The following is a 14308-nucleotide window of genomic DNA, read 5'->3' on the forward strand; positions in this document are numbered from 1 at the left end:
GAGCTTTTCCGGTAACCTCACCCCCGATGAATATTGTCGTAATCATTGCCCTTGGGCGTGGCTTGGATGCCCTTGGCTTCCTGCTGGCGGTAGTAGGTTTCGATGCTTAGGTTGGGGTCGATCTTGGCCTGCAGGATGCAAGGTTGCTCTTGCCACTTATACTCACGGTTGCGCTTGATCATCTCCGCACGGCCACGTCGCTCCCAGACCCTATAAGGCATATCGCGCCAGCGGCGCCGGTCGCGTTTGCTCTGCCGATCGTGCTCGGCAGTGGTGGGGTCGAGGTGGCGGAACTGTTCGAGGATCGGCAGTTCGGGCAAGGGCTGGGTCACGTCCATATAGCGTTGCAACGTATCCCAGAACGCCAGCGCTTCTTCCAGACTCATACCCAGGGATTGGATTTTGCCGCCAAGAAACACCTCGACCGACGTGTAGCGGTGATGCAGCCAGATGGCGAAACCACTGTTGCCATGGGCGCCGGGACGGAATTCCAAGGTGGCGTCGAACTCGTAAAAGGGGGCGCTAAACGGCTCTTGGAACCGCCTGCCAACGGTCAGCATGCCAGTCTGCCGGTTAAAGCCGCTGCCATCGTGGGTGAATATGCGCAGGTAGAGGTCTTGCAAGTAATCCCAGCCGATCAGGCCCATAAAGACGCTAAAGGCCATGGCGCCGCACATCCAGAACAGGTCGGTGCCATGGAGGTCGTCTTGAAATGTAAATAAAGAAGCAATTAGCGCAACAGCAAAACCCGATCCCGTTTGTATCAAATATTGCTTGTAGCGCGGATTGTCGGCCCACATATATCGCATACTGAAGCCGATCATGACAAAAGCAAACAAAATTACGACCATTGAAAGAGCTAAGAATTCATTGAATCCATGATCGTTAAGAACCCAAGCCAAAACGACGTCTCCGGCTGATCCTAGTACAAGAATCCAACAAAACCATGGAATAAATAAAATTGACCACCATTTGAAGTATGGAATTAAAATCAACCACCTGCTGCTGTCAAAATTCCAGCGCTTTTGATTGATATATAAATCGTCTTCTTTTTTACCATCCAGGCTATTGCGCGCTGTAGGCTGTAGCTGTGCATCCACATCCTGCCAAGGCTCCAGATTGGCGTAATGTCCCCAGTGCAATTGGGTTCGGGTCGGGCCGGTACGATTGGCATCCTGCGGCCATTTATGCGGTGGCTGGGCGGGGACAGCGTTGCTGCGATAGGCCGAGTCGGCATAAGGCGCTGTCGGTGTAACGGAGGCATTCATATTTTGGCAAAATCCCTCTGGGTGATCAGCCAGTAGGCCACGTCATCGGCATTGTCGCCGTCTGTAGGCATCTGCGCTGCAAACGCTTGCCAGTTACGCGGCTTCGGCTGGGGGAGCGTGATGCGGTTATAGCCTGGGAAGGGATCGCCTGCGTGGCAAACAGTTTCACCCAGCTGGAACTGCGCGTAGACCTTGAGGCTGTATTCGATGGCTTGCCGGTAGCGCAGCGGGTCACCCGCCGTGGGCACGGCAAACTGCGCGGGCAAGACAAAGAGCAAGCGGTTGCCAGTGAGCACCAGGGCGCCGAGTTTTTCCTTGGGGATCGGCTTGTAACGGTAGGTCCAGCCTGAGGTATGACCGCGAGTGCGTAGCACTTCCTTGGCTATCAGGCGAAAGTCGAGGCCATTGCGGAACTGGCCCAGCAGCGGGGTACTCACCTCGACCACCCAGTCCAGCGGGGCCAGGTAAACGCGTGCTTCCTTTTGTACGGCTAGCAGGCGGGCCTTGTCCGCCGCGCTGGCCTTGCTCTGCCAGAACTGCAGGCGCTCGATCCGCACGCAGGGCTCACCCAGCGCGCCGAGCAGTTGCTGGTAAGCCTGCAAGGGGTCGTTCATCTGCGGCAGGCGCCGCTTGGTGCCAAAGGGGCCATGCTTGATAGCCTGTTCTACCGCGTCATCGGCCAGTAGCACGGTCCCAATAACCCCGGCCACCAGCAAGCCGACGCCCAGGCCGAGCAGCCAGGGACTGGCCAGCAGGCCAATGGTGTAGAGCGCCCAGATACCCGAGCCGCTGGCGGCGATCATATTGGCCATGGCGACATCGTCATCGCCGTCGCGCACCGCACGGTAACCATCCCAGGCAAATAACACTGCGGTTATGCCCATGGCCGCAGCCGAGCCGACGCGCGAGGCATTTAGCCAAGTGCTGCCGGTACGTTTTATCAGGTTGTCTGCCCAGAAGCCGGATGTCTGGAAACGCCCCCGTTCCCAGAACACGTGCCAGGGATTGGCCGTCCGCTTGGTATCGGTTAGCAACTTAAGGGCGACGTTGTTTGCAGCTACCCCTAGATCAGCTAAACCGCCAACTACATTTGCAAGAGAGCGCCAATGTTCTCCGTTTTGATAAAAAATCCGAGCCGCAACCGTATTCGAAAATAAGCTATAGCCTGCACAAATAGTCGCCAGCACAGGCAGCGCCTTGCTATTGGCGAGGGTTTTAGCAGTGCTCAGGTGAGCCGCGCTGGTGCGCCATTGTTTGTAGTCGGCCACCAATGGGTCGTTGGCCTCGGCGGCCACCACCATCACTTGGCCCAGGTCTTTGCGGGCAAAGTTCAGACGCTCGGCCAGCTTGCCGCTGCTGGTGGCGAGTACCTGACCATTCTTCTTCTCCAGGCTGGCATAGAGGTAGTTGTCACGGGTCAGGGACGCACGCTCGGCGGCGGTGATGCCGAAGCTGAAACCATCGCCATGCACGCCCAGCACCACCATATTCTTGGCCAGGGCTTCGCCTTGGGGCAGGAGTTTCAGCCCCTTGGCCTGGCTATGCAGTTTTTTCAGCACATCGAAGGTGGGGGCGAAGCTGCGGTGCAGTTGCACCTGAGTAACGCTATTGCTTTCGCTGATACGTTTGACCGCGAGCACGCTGGCGGTGGCCACATGGTTGAGCAATTCGTCCAGGGCTGCAGCCAGGTTTTGCCCGGCATAGGCGGTGTTAAGAAAACTCAGTGCGCTTAGGCCCAAGCGCTCAGGCTTGACGGCAAGGCCGCCTTCCGCCAGTGCCTGCAGGCGCTTGGCGGCTTCTGGTAATTCCCCCTGAGCATCGGCCAGCAAACCTTTGGTCAATGCATGGGTAGCCTCGATCAGTTGGCGGCTGAGTTTGTCAACGGCAGCGCTGGCTTTCAGGTCTTGCGCTTCGATGCAGCGCGGGTCGCAGCCTTTGGGTGAGCGGTTGAGCACTTCCAGCAGTTCGGCTAGCTGGGCATAGGGCTCCAGCAGGCGTTCATCACGGCTGTGGAGAAAGTCGTTCCATACCGCCGGCAACCGTTCGACCAGCCTGAGCATACGTTCCTGCTGGCGGTAGAGCTGTTCGCGGGCTTGCTCGCGCTCGCTGTGCAGGGTGGCTTTCTTCAGCGCCGCTATGTCGATATGGCTTTTGAATTCCTGCAACGGGCCATCTGCGGGCATGACCTCTTGGTAAAGTACCTCGGCATAACGGCCAAAGGGTTGGTGCGCAACCAATGCATTGAGGGTTTGCAACAGCTCAGCACACAATCTCGACTGAGCGACCGCATGGCGCAGGGCAAAAATGGGGTCGTCGAGCATTATCCCGACCAATTGCGGATGGCCGCGCAACTGGTATTCGGAGAGCAAGTCTTTATTGGCGGGGAGTGCCGGCAGTGGCTCGGGTGGAGTGCTGTTGATAAAGCCGGCCAGTTCCTTTTGGCGTTGCTCAAGCTGCTTGACCAACGATGTTGCGGGTAATTCAGTGAGGCCGGCATTGAATAGCAGAGGGTCTTCCAGCAGGGTTTCAAGGTGCAGCTCACGGGCGCACATGCCTTTGCTAATGCGGGTGATCTGAATAATTGGCATCGCTTGCGTGGCTTTCCATTGCTCTGGGCCTACCACGGCGGCAGCCCAGGCCGGCGCAATGTTCTGGCAGCGTTGCTTGACCCGCGCAGAGCTGGCTTCCAGCCACTCGATGTACTCCCAGGTCCAAGGCAGTTCGCTGTAGGCCATGGCTAGCTGGTCACCGACAAAACGGCCTTGTAACAACATGGGTACAAGAATCAGATGCTGCTTGGCACCAACAGGCTTACGCCCATCTGCCTTGCCGCCACTTTTTGCAGTTTTGCGCCAGTGCGCGACATCCACCTCGAAAAGCTGACCTTTGCCGTCACTTTCCAGCTCACGCCACAGTTTACCCTGGCGAAAAACGTAAAGACGACCGGGGCGAAGTACCCCACCTTTAGGCGCCTCATCGTATTTTTCATAACCCGGTAGACGCGCCATGGGCACCACAGCAAGAAAGGTATTTTGCTGGATGTTCTCTTCTTCTTCGTGGCTGCGCATATCTGTTTCAACAACGATTTGCAGCATTCCGCCATCGCTACGCTCGATATTCAGCCCAAGCCTCGCGCGGCGGGCGTTGTCATAATCCGTGCGCTTGCGCGTGCCTTGGTTGATGGGCTGATCCTTTAGCTCGCTCATGCGTCACCGTCCGGGTTAAGCAGTTCAACTTGCCCGCCTTGCTCCGGGTCGCCCCAGACGTCCACGATCAACTGTTGCGGCCCCTTGACCCCTTTTTCTGTTGGGGCTGCTAACGGGTTCGGATTGGCAGTGCCGGGTTTCTCGCCTACCGGCGCAGTATCTGCGGGTTTGGGCAATGTCGGCGCTATGGGCGCCGCCCCCGATCCACTGCCCGGCGCTCCGCCGGAGTTGATCTTGATCACCGGCCCGACCAGGGTGGCGCCACCGCCGTCGAGCTTGATAAAGCTGCCACCAGCCTTGAAGGTCAGTTCGCTGCCGGCTTCGAGGACTACCTTCAAGCCGCTGGACAGATGAATTTCGTTGCCCGCTTCGATGAACTGCCCGGCACCGATCTTCAGGTGCTGGGTATTGCCCACGGTGAGGTGGTCGCTGGCGCGGATTTCGGTCTTGCGGTCGGCGTGGGTGGTGCGGTGTTCTTCGCCCTTGAACTCGCTATAGCTGTTGGCCTCGACGGTGTCGTGGCGCTCGTGGCCGACGCGGATCTTTTGGTCGTGCTCGATGTTCTCGTCCCAATCGCGCTGGGCGTGGAGGTAGATCTGTTCGGCGCCCTTGCGGTCTTCGATGCGCAGCTCGTTGTAGCCGCCACCACCGGGGGAGCTCAGGGTCTTGAACACCGTGCGGGTCTTGTTCGCTGGCAGGTCGTAAGGGACCTGGTGTTCCTTGTGGTACAGGCAGCCGGTCACCAGCGGTTGGTCGGGGTCGCCTTCGAGGAAGGTCACCAGCACTTCCATGCCAACGCGCGGGATCGCGATGCCGCCGTAGCGGTCGCCGGCCCAGCTTGAGCTGACGCGCAGCCAGCAGCTGGTCTTGTCGTCGGCCTGGCCTTCGCGGTCCCAGTGGAACTGGACGCGTATTCGTCCGTATTCATCGCAGTGGATTTCTTCGCCGGCGGGGCCGACCACGGCGGTCTGGCTGCCCAGCACCTTCGGTTTCGGATGGCGAAGCGCCGGGCGGAAGGGGATGGCCCAGGGGGTGGCGTTGAAGTGGTTGCGGTAGCCCTGGACGAAGCCGTCACCGGTATCGACATGACTGGTGACGGACTCCTCCAACACCTGCGGCTGCTTACCTTCATGCAGCACTTCGGTAAGCAGCCAGAGCTGGTTCCAGTCGCTGCGCAGGTGTTCGGTGAGCGGGAGGAAATGCCCGCTTGCCAGCCGCGGCTGGTCGCTTTCGCCTTCGGCCAGTTCGTAATCGTGGCGGTGGCGCTCCAGGGCGCGCTGCGACAGGTGCTTGCCGCGGGTGCGCTCGGTGAAGCGGCCAGGGTAGTCGTAGTCCTCGAGATCCGGCTGGAAATCGCTGTGGAACGCGGCCTCCATGGTCAGGCGTGGCTTCTCGAAATCGTAATCGCGGCGCGTGACCCGGCTGGTACGGGTTTCCAGGCGCAGGCCGAAGCGCTTGATCACCGGTTGGTCGGCGACCAGGCCGCTGTCCTGCTGATAGGCGGTGGCCGCGAGCCTGGGGAAGATCGTCTGGTCATCGCCAAAGACCAGCACATGGCCGCTCGCACCGTGCTGGAAGTGATAGTGAATGCCCTCTTCCTCGCACAGACGCTGGATGAAGTGCAGGTCGGTCTCGTCGTACTGCACGCAATACTCGCGCGGCGGGTAGACCACCGGGCCGAGCCCGAAGCGGTAGGCATCGGCCTGGATGCCATGTTCCTCGAGCACCTGGGCGACGATCTGCGGCACGCTGAGGTGCTGGAAAATGCGCTGGTTGGTGCGATGGGCGAGGTAGGCCAGCTGCGGCACCAGCGTGAGGCGATAGCGGGTCAGGCGCTGGCCGGATTCACCCTGGGCCGCCTGATGCACCAGCCCATGAACACCACTGCCATCCGGCGCGAAGGCGAGGAAGGCCGGGCGATGCAGCAGGCTTTCCAGATCCAGGTCGGGGCGCTCGCTGACCAGTTCCAGGTCGAAGCAATAGGGCTGACTGATGGCCTCGCGGCCCCGGAATTCGAGCACCTTGAAGTCGTGCTCGACGCCTTCGAGGGAAAGCGTGAAGTGGGCCTGGTTGGCTGGGGCGAACATCCATGTTCCTCCTGTTCAGTCCATGTATCAGCGCATGGGCGCTTGCGGAGCCCCGTTTAACACAGGCCGTCCGCTCTAGAATGCGTGGCTCGCGCATTCCGGAGCGACGTTGACGGAATCTGTTCAGTGCTTCGCAAAAAAGCGTTCGGCCAGGCGAGCCTGGCCGACGCGGGACCGCGGCGAATCAGCCGGCGATCGGGGTGCGCCAGTCGTCGGAGCCGGAGGTGCCGGATACCTCGTGGGTCCAGACGATCTTGCGATAGGTGAAGTACACGTCTTCCAGATGGGTGAAGTGCGACATGTTCGGGTCCTGGCAGTTGGGCATGCGCGACTGCACGTCGACGATCACCGCATCTTCCAGTTCGATGGTGAAGTAGTGTTCCTGAGTACCGGTGGACGAGGTGCGATACCACTCCAGACGGCACTTGTTCAGGCGCTCGCCGGACGTCAGGGCGTTGAAGATCAGCGGCGACGACTTGTCGAACACCTTGGTGATCATCAGTGGCTTGTGCACGCGCTGGCCAGTCGGCTGGCCGGACTGCGGGTCACGCGGAATGATGACCTGATGCTGGAAGGCCTGCACCAGGATCTGGTCCTCATGGCCTTCCTGGAAAATGTTGCCAACCGAGTCCTCGGTGAAGGTGCCAGCGGTGATCAGGCCTTGCTTGGTGCCTTCGAGGGACAGATACGCGGGTGTTGGCATGGGTGCTCTCCTTGTCTGAAATGAGTGCCGAATGGCCATTTCATAACAACAAGCACCATGCCATCTAATAAAAAACCTTATTTTTCAAATAGATACACAATCAACAACATACACCCAAACGGCAGGCGTGATGCCCAGCACAGAAAGCTGCGCAAGAACTTGCACAGCCGCGGCAACAACTTGCGCAACACCGCCTCAACGCGTGGCAGATCGCGCTGCGAACAGCTTACTCACAAGGTTATCCACAGGACGCCTGCGCAATAACCTGCGCAGGACCATTACTGCTGCTCAGCGTCTTGCCACTTTTCTCCAGGCAAAAAAAACCTCGAACTTCATTGGGGGAGGGGGAAGTTCGAGGTCGAATCCGGACCGCTAGGGCGGGGTCCAGAGATCTGCCAACACTTAACACAACAAGGAGCATCGAAGGGCTTTTACACCCTTCGCATGCTCTGACCGGAGCGTTGCGCGGTAAGTTCAACGCGAACGAAAAAAATTTCGTCGACTACCGACATTTTTCGGCAGCTCGATCAGTGCGCCTCGTCCCAGTTGTTGCCAACGCCTGCCTCGACCAGCAGCGGCACGTCCAGCTGGGCGGCCCCGCTCATCAGCGGGCAGATAGCTTCGCGGACCTGCTCGACCAGGTCTGCGCGCACTTCCAGCACCAATTCATCGTGGACCTGCAGGATCACCCGCGCATCCAGCCCGCTGTCCTGCAGCCAGCCGTCCACGGCGATCATGGCGCGCTTGATGATGTCCGCTGCGGTGCCCTGCATCGGCGCGTTGATCGCGGTGCGCTCGGCGCCCTTGCGCATGGCGCCGTTCTTCGAGTTGATCTCCGGCAGGTACAACCGGCGGCCGAACAGCGTCTCGACATAGCCCTGCTCGGCGGCCTGGGTGCGGGTGCGCTCCATGTAGGCGAGCACGCCGGGGTAGCGGGCGAAATAACGGTCGATGTACTCCTGCGCTTCCTTGCGGCCGACGTCGATCTGCTTGGCCAGGCCGAAGGCGCTCATACCGTAGATCAGGCCGAAGTTGATGGCCTTGGCGCTGCGTCGCTGGTCATTGCTGACCTGCTCCAGCGGCACGCCGAAGACTTCGGCGGCGGTGGCGCGGTGCACGTCCAGGTCGTTCTGGAAGGCGTGCAGCAAGCCGGCATCCTGCGCCAGGTGGGCCATGATGCGCAGCTCGATCTGCGAGTAGTCCGCCGCCAGCAGCTTATAGCCCGGCGCCGCGACGAAGGCCTGGCGAATGCGCCGCCCCTCGGCGGTGCGGATCGGGATGTTCTGCAGGTTCGGGTCGCTGGAGGACAGCCGGCCGGTGGCGGTCACCGCCTGGTGGTAGCTGGTGTGGATGCGCCCGGTGCGCGGATTGATCTGCTGCGGCAGCTTGTCGGTGTAGGTGCCCTTGAGCTTGCTCAGGCTGCGGTGCTGCATGATCACCTTGGGCAGCGGGTAATCCTGCTCGGCCAGTTCGGCCAGCACGCTTTCGGCGGTGGACGGCTGGCCGCCGGCGGTCTTGGAGATCACCGGGCAACCGAGCTTGTCGTAGAGGATCGCGCAGAGCTGCTTGGGCGAGCCGAGGTTGAACTCCTCGCCGGCGATGTCGAACGCCTCGCGTTCCAGCTGCACCAGCTTGTCGCCCAGCTCGACGCTCTGTTGGCCGAGCAGCTGTGCATCGACCAGCGCGCCGTTGCGCTCGATGCGCGCCAGCACCGGCACCAGCGGCATCTCGATCTCGGTCAGCACCTTGAGCAGCGACGGCGTCTGCTCCAGCTTGCCGAGCAGGGTCTGGTGCAGGCGCAGGGTGACGTCGGCGTCCTCGGCGGCATACGGGCCGGCCTGCTCGATGGCGATCTGGTCGAAGGTCAGCTGCTTGGCGCCCTTGCCGGCGATGTCCTCGAAGCGGATGGTGCCGCGACCGAGGTACTTGAGCGCCAGGCTGTCCATGTCGTGGCGGGTGGCGGTGGCGTCCAGCACGTAGGATTCGAGCATGGTGTCGAAGGTCATGCCGCGCATCTCGATGCCGTAGTGCATCAGCACGTTCATGTCGTACTTGCCGTGCTGGCAGATCTTGGTCTTGGCCGGGTCCTCCAGCAGCGGTTTCAGCGCGCCGAGCACGGCATCCAGCTCGAGCTGCTGCGGCACGCCCATGTAGGAATGGCGCAGCGGCACGTAAGCCGCCTGGCCCGCTTCGACAGCGAAGGACACGCCGACCAGCTCGGCGCGCTGCGCATCGAGGCTGGTGGTTTCGGTATCGAAGGCAAAGCATTCGGCCGCCTTCAGGCGCGCCAGCCAGCGCTCGAAATCGGCCTGCTCCAGCAGGGTCTCGTACTGGGCCTCGGCCTGGATCGAACAGCCTTCTGGCTGCACCTCGCAGTTCTCCCCCGCCGCCTTGGCCTCGCGCAGCAGGTCGTCGAGCCAATTCTTGAATTCCAGCTCGCGGTAGAGGGCGATCAGCGCTTCGCGGTGCGGTTCCCCGGGCATCAGGTCGCCGACCTCGACATCCAGCGGCACGTCAATCTTGATGGTCGCCAGCTCGTAGGACATGAAGGCGGCGTCGCGATGCTCCTCCAGCTTGGCGCCCAGTGACTTGGCGCCGCGGATCGGTAGCCCGGCGACCTGATCGAGATTCTCGTAGAGCCCCTTTAGCCCGCCGGGGATGCCGTTGAGCAGGCCACACGCCGTCTTCTCGCCCACCCCCGGCACGCCAGGAATGTTGTCGACCTTGTCGCCCATCAGCGCGAGGAAGTCGATGATCAGCTCCGGGCCGACGCCGAACTTGGCCTTCACGCCCTCGATGTCGTAGACGCTGCCGGTCATGGTGTTGACCAGGGTGACGTGCGGGCAGACCAGCTGGGCCATGTCCTTGTCGCCGGTGGAGATCACCACGTCACGGCCAAGTGCCGCACATTGCCGGGCCAGGGTGCCGATGACGTCGTCGGCCTCGACCCCTTCCACGCACAACAGCGGCATGCCGAGGGCGCGGACGCTGGCATGCAATGGCTCGACCTGGGAGCGCAGATCGTCGGGCATCGGCGGGCGGTGCGACTTGTAATTCTCGAACAGCGCGTCGCGGAAGGTCGGACCCTTGGCATCGAAAACCACGGCGAACGGGCTGTTCGGATACTGCCTGCGCAGGCTCAGCAACATGTTCAGCACACCCTTGACCGCCCCGGTCGGCTTGCCGGTCGAAGTGGTCAGCGGAGGCAGCGCGTGGAACGCGCGGTACAGGTAGGACGAACCGTCCACCAGGACGAGGGGGGCTTGGCTCATGAGCGGAATCAACCTTTTCGGCGGGCCCGGAGCTAGAATGCGAAGGACCACTTATCGACAAAGGGACAAGGTTACCATGCGCGCTCTCAAACACCTGATGCTGGCCAGCCTGCTGGCGTGCGCCCCTCTGGCCGGCTTCGCCCAGGAGTCGGTCGACGGCGAGCCCGACGTAACCATCCGTCAGGAAGGCGACCGTACCGTCGAGGAATATCGCGTCAACGGCTTCCTCTACGCCGTGAAAGTCACGCCCAAGCACGGCAAGCCCTACTTCCTGGTGCGGGCCGACGGCAACGACGGCAACTTCGTGCGCTCCGACCAGCCGGACATGCTGATCCCCTCCTGGAAGATCTTCAGCTGGTAGTCCATTAGTCACTGGGAGTGACAGCATGTCGGTATTCACGCCCCTGCAACGCGATGAGCTGGAAGCCTTTCTGGCACCGTACCGGCTGGGCCGGCTGCGCGATTTTCAGGGCATCGTCGCAGGCAGCGAGAACAGCAACTTCTTCATCAGCCTGGAGCAGGGCGAGTACGTCCTGACGCTGATCGAGCGCGGCCCGCGCCAGGACCTGCCGTTCTTCATCGAGCTGCTCCACGTGCTGCACCGTGCCGGCCTGCCGGTGCCCTATGCGCTGCGCACCGAACAGGGCGAGGCGCTGCGCGAGCTGGCGGAGAAGCCCGCGCTGCTGCAGCCGCGACTGCCCGGCAAGCACGTGGTCGAGCCCAACCCGCACCATTGCGCCGAAGTCGGCCGGCTGCTGGCCCGTCTGCATCTGGCCACCCGCGAACACATCCTCGAACGCGCCAGCGACCGTGGTCTGGACTGGATGCAGGAACAGGGGCCGAGCCTGGCGCTGAGCCTGTCCGAGGACCAGCTGCCGCTGTTGCGCGATGGCCTGGCAGAGATCGCCGAGCTGCGCCCGAAACTCCTCGCGCTGCCACGCGCCAACCTGCACGCCGATCTGTTCCGCGACAACGTGCTGTTCGAGGGCAGCCACCTGACCGGCGTGATCGACTTCTACAACGCCTGCTCCGGGCCGATGCTTTACGACCTGGCGATTGCCGTGAACGACTGGTGCTCGCACCCCAACGGCGAGATCGACGGTGAACGCAGCGAACCCCTGCTGGCGGCCTACTCCGCGCTGCGTCGCTTCACCCCGGCCGAAGCCGAGCTCTGGCAGCCAATGCTGCGGGTCGCCTGCGTGCGCTTCTGGCTGTCGCGGCTGATCGCGGCGCAGCGTCACGAAGGCAAGACGGACGTGCAGGTGAAAGATCCCGGCGAATTTCATCGCCTGCTCGCCGCACGCCAGCGCCCCCAGAGTGTCTTACCCTTTGCGTTCTGACGCAGCGGCCTGAAGGGTCGAAGCCACCTGACCACGACAGAACCTGGTCGATGGCTCGACCAAGCGCCAACCCGCAATGCCGCACATCACAGGTAAGATGGCGCACCTTTTTCCTGCCGTGTTCACGGCCGCTCGCCATGCGGGTGCCCTCGACACGCCATGAAGCGGCGACCCCGTAGTCTTGCAGCCCCCGGGCTCACCATCGCAATGCAGCCGATCCGGTGGCATTTCAGGGAACGACGAATGACCCAACGCAACGTAATCAACGCCTCGGTTACACCCAAAGGCAGCCTGGAAACCCTGTCGCAACGCGAAGTGCAGCAACTGAGCGAAGTCGGGTCCGGCAGCACGCACAAGCTGTTCCGCCAGTGTGCCCTGGCGATCCTCAACACCGGCACACGCATCGATAACGCCAAGACCATCCTCGAAGCCTACGAGGACTTCGAGGTGCGCATCCTGCAGCAGGATCGCGGCGTACGCCTCGAGCTGTTCAACGCGCCGGCCGACGCCTTCGTCGATGGCGAGATGATCGCCAGCACCCGCGAAATGCTCTTCAGCGCGCTGCGCGACATCGTCTATACCGAGAGCGAACTGAGCAGCGCCCGCATCGACCTGAGCACCTCCCAGGGCATCACCGACTACGTCTTCCATCTGCTGCGCAACGCCCGCACGCTGCGCCCGGGTGTCGAGCCGAGCATGGTGGTGTGCTGGGGCGGACACTCGATCAGCACCGAGGAATACAAGTACAGCAAGCGCGTCGGCCATGAACTGGGCCTGCGCAGCCTGGACGTCTGCACCGGCTGCGGGCCGGGCGTGATGAAGGGACCGATGAAGGGCGCCACCATCGCCCATGCCAAGCAGCGCCGCAACGGCAGCCGCTACCTGGGCCTGACGGAGCCGGGCATCATCGCCGCCGAGGCGCCGAACCCGATCGTCAACGAGCTGGTGATCCTGCCGGACATCGAAAAGCGCCTGGAAGCCTTCGTCCGGGTCGGCCACGGCATCATCATCTTCCCCGGCGGCGTCGGCACGGCCGAGGAATTCCTCTACCTGCTCGGCATCCTGCTGCACCCGGCCAATCGTGACGTGCCGTTCCCGGTCATCCTCACCGGGCCGAGCGATGCCGCGGACTATCTGCAGCAACTGCACGATTTCGTCGGCGCCACCCTCGGTGAGGAAGCGCAGAAGCGCTACCAGATCGTCTTCAACGACCCCACCGAAGTGGCGCGGCAGATGACCGAGGGCCTGCGTGAGGTGCGCCGCTTCCGCCGCGAACGCAACGACGCGTTCCACTTCAACTGGCTGCTGAAGATCGAGGAAGGCTTCCAGCGGCCGTTCGATCCGACCCACGAGGCGATGGCCAGTCTGCCGCTGCGCCGCGACCTGCCGCCCCACGAGCTGGCCGCCAATCTGCGCCGGGCGTTCTCCGGCATCGTCGCCGGCAACGTCAAGGACAAGGGCATTCGCCGCATCGAGCAGTACGGCCGTTACGAGATCCACGGCGATGCGGCGATCATGCAGCCGCTGGACAAGCTGCTGCAGGCTTTCGTCCAGCAGCACCGCATGAAACTGCCCGGCGGCGTGCCGTACACGCCGTGCTATCGCGTGGTGACCTGAGCGCAAGTCGCTTCGCGCGCAACAAAAAAGGCCCGGGCATCAGCCCGGGCCTTTTTTCATGAGGCCGCTTGAGCGGTCAGCCGCACTTGGAGTTGCCGCAGTTCAGGCAGGTGGCGCAGCCGTCCATCTGCACCACGGCCTGGGTGTTGCACTTGTTGCACAGCTGCGCGCCGGCCGGGAAGCCTTCGCCCGGCTCGACCGCCACCGCACCCTGGCTGGCCTCGTAGGCGGCGCGCTTCTCGGCCAGGTACTTGAGCTGGGTCTCGTCCAGCGCATGGCCTTCGAGCATGCCGATGGCGATCAGATGGCGCTCCAGCACCGCACCGATCTCGGCGACGATCGACGGCATGTAGACGCCGCCCTTCTTCAGGTAGCCGCCGCGCGGATCGAACACCGCCTTCAGTTCCTCGACCAGGAAGGTGCAGTCACCGCCCTTGCGGAACACCGCGGACATGATGCGGGTAAGCGCCACGATCCACTGGAAGTGGTCCATGTTCTTCGAGTTGATGAAGATCTCGAATGGCCGACGCTGCTCGTGCGGGGTGCCGGCGTTGAGCACGATGTCATTCACGGTGACGTACAGCGCGTGCTCGAACAGCGGTGACTTGATCTTGTAGGTCATGCCGATCAGGGTTTCCGGACGTTGCAGGCTCTCGTCCATTTCCACCACGTTAACGGCCTTGCCCGCCTTGTTATCGGTGCTGGCCGCAGCGGCCGCGGGGCGTTCGAGGGCCTCGTCGACGACCTTGAAGCCCTTGATGCGCTGGGTGATCTTTACGGTCATTGTGCAGATTCTCCTGCCGGGCGCAGCAATG

General features: G+C 62.2%; 9 protein-coding genes. 3 read left to right on the forward strand and 6 right to left on the reverse strand.

The window, feature by feature from the left end; translation table 11 throughout:
• Positions 1–17: 17 nt before the first annotated feature.
• The 5 genes from EA798_RS20755 to polA form a co-directional block, all read right to left on the reverse strand.
• Positions 18–1268 (reverse strand): hypothetical protein, encoded by a 1251-nt coding sequence (locus EA798_RS20755; RefSeq protein ID WP_242504661.1) that lies wholly within the window; start codon positions 1266–1268, stop codon positions 18–20.
• Positions 1265–4474, reverse strand: coding sequence for a toxin VasX (locus EA798_RS11460; protein WP_122099018.1), 3210 nt, complete (start codon positions 4472–4474; stop codon positions 1265–1267). The genes EA798_RS20755 and EA798_RS11460 overlap by 4 nt, the downstream gene beginning before the upstream one ends.
• Complete coding sequence (locus EA798_RS11465; RefSeq protein ID WP_122099019.1) at positions 4471–6561, reverse strand: type VI secretion system Vgr family protein; 2091 nt, start codon at positions 6559–6561, stop codon at positions 4471–4473. The genes EA798_RS11460 and EA798_RS11465 overlap by 4 nt, the downstream gene beginning before the upstream one ends.
• Before the next feature lie 184 nt (positions 6562–6745).
• Complete coding sequence (locus EA798_RS11470) at positions 6746–7264, reverse strand: Hcp family type VI secretion system effector (RefSeq protein WP_003286458.1); 519 nt, start codon at positions 7262–7264, stop codon at positions 6746–6748.
• Positions 7265–7791: 527 nt separating this feature from the next.
• A complete protein-coding gene (gene polA, locus EA798_RS11475; RefSeq protein ID WP_122099020.1) occupies positions 7792–10536 on the reverse strand; it encodes a DNA polymerase I in 2745 nt (914 codons plus the stop codon).
• A gap of 76 nt (positions 10537–10612) precedes the next feature.
• Here polA and EA798_RS11480 point away from each other — a divergent pair, with 76 nt between their 5' ends.
• From EA798_RS11480 to ppnN, 3 genes are all read left to right on the forward strand, one after another.
• Complete coding sequence (locus tag EA798_RS11480) at positions 10613–10897, forward strand: DUF2782 domain-containing protein (RefSeq protein ID WP_003291686.1); 285 nt, start codon at positions 10613–10615, stop codon at positions 10895–10897.
• Between the two features lie 25 nt (positions 10898–10922).
• Entirely contained in the window at positions 10923–11876 is a 954-nt protein-coding gene (locus EA798_RS11485; protein WP_122099021.1) for a homoserine kinase, read from the forward strand.
• Between the two features lie 243 nt (positions 11877–12119).
• Positions 12120–13493 carry a nucleotide 5'-monophosphate nucleosidase PpnN gene (gene ppnN / locus EA798_RS11490; RefSeq protein ID WP_106156669.1) on the forward strand — a complete coding sequence of 458 codons (1374 nt, stop codon included), beginning with the start codon at positions 12120–12122 and terminating at the stop codon, positions 13491–13493.
• Positions 13494–13569: 76 nt separating this feature from the next.
• Here the strand turns inward: ppnN and EA798_RS11495 are convergent, their stop codons facing one another.
• Complete coding sequence (locus tag EA798_RS11495; RefSeq protein ID WP_106156671.1) at positions 13570–14277, reverse strand: TSCPD domain-containing protein; 708 nt, start codon at positions 14275–14277, stop codon at positions 13570–13572.
• Between the last annotated feature and the right edge of the window lie 31 nt (positions 14278–14308).

The sequence above is a fragment of the Pseudomonas songnenensis genome (genome assembly GCF_003696315.1).
GTDB classification, from domain to species: domain Bacteria; phylum Pseudomonadota; class Gammaproteobacteria; order Pseudomonadales; family Pseudomonadaceae; genus Stutzerimonas; species Stutzerimonas songnenensis.

Coding starts and splice junctions, on each gene's coding strand:
- EA798_RS20755 (WP_242504661.1), bottom strand. CDS start 1,268: ATGAATGCCTCCGTTACACCGACAGCGCCTTATGCCGACTCGGCCTAT.
- EA798_RS11460 (WP_122099018.1), bottom strand. CDS start 4,474: ATGAGCGAGCTAAAGGATCAGCCCATCAACCAAGGCACGCGCAAGCGC.
- EA798_RS11465 (WP_122099019.1), bottom strand. CDS start 6,561: ATGTTCGCCCCAGCCAACCAGGCCCACTTCACGCTTTCCCTCGAAGGC.
- EA798_RS11470 (WP_003286458.1), bottom strand. CDS start 7,264: ATGCCAACACCCGCGTATCTGTCCCTCGAAGGCACCAAGCAAGGCCTG.
- polA (WP_122099020.1), bottom strand. CDS start 10,536: ATGAGCCAAGCCCCCCTCGTCCTGGTGGACGGTTCGTCCTACCTGTAC.
- EA798_RS11480 (WP_003291686.1), top strand. CDS start 10,613: ATGCGCGCTCTCAAACACCTGATGCTGGCCAGCCTGCTGGCGTGCGCC.
- EA798_RS11485 (WP_122099021.1), top strand. CDS start 10,923: ATGTCGGTATTCACGCCCCTGCAACGCGATGAGCTGGAAGCCTTTCTG.
- ppnN (WP_106156669.1), top strand. CDS start 12,120: ATGACCCAACGCAACGTAATCAACGCCTCGGTTACACCCAAAGGCAGC.
- EA798_RS11495 (WP_106156671.1), bottom strand. CDS start 14,277: ATGACCGTAAAGATCACCCAGCGCATCAAGGGCTTCAAGGTCGTCGAC.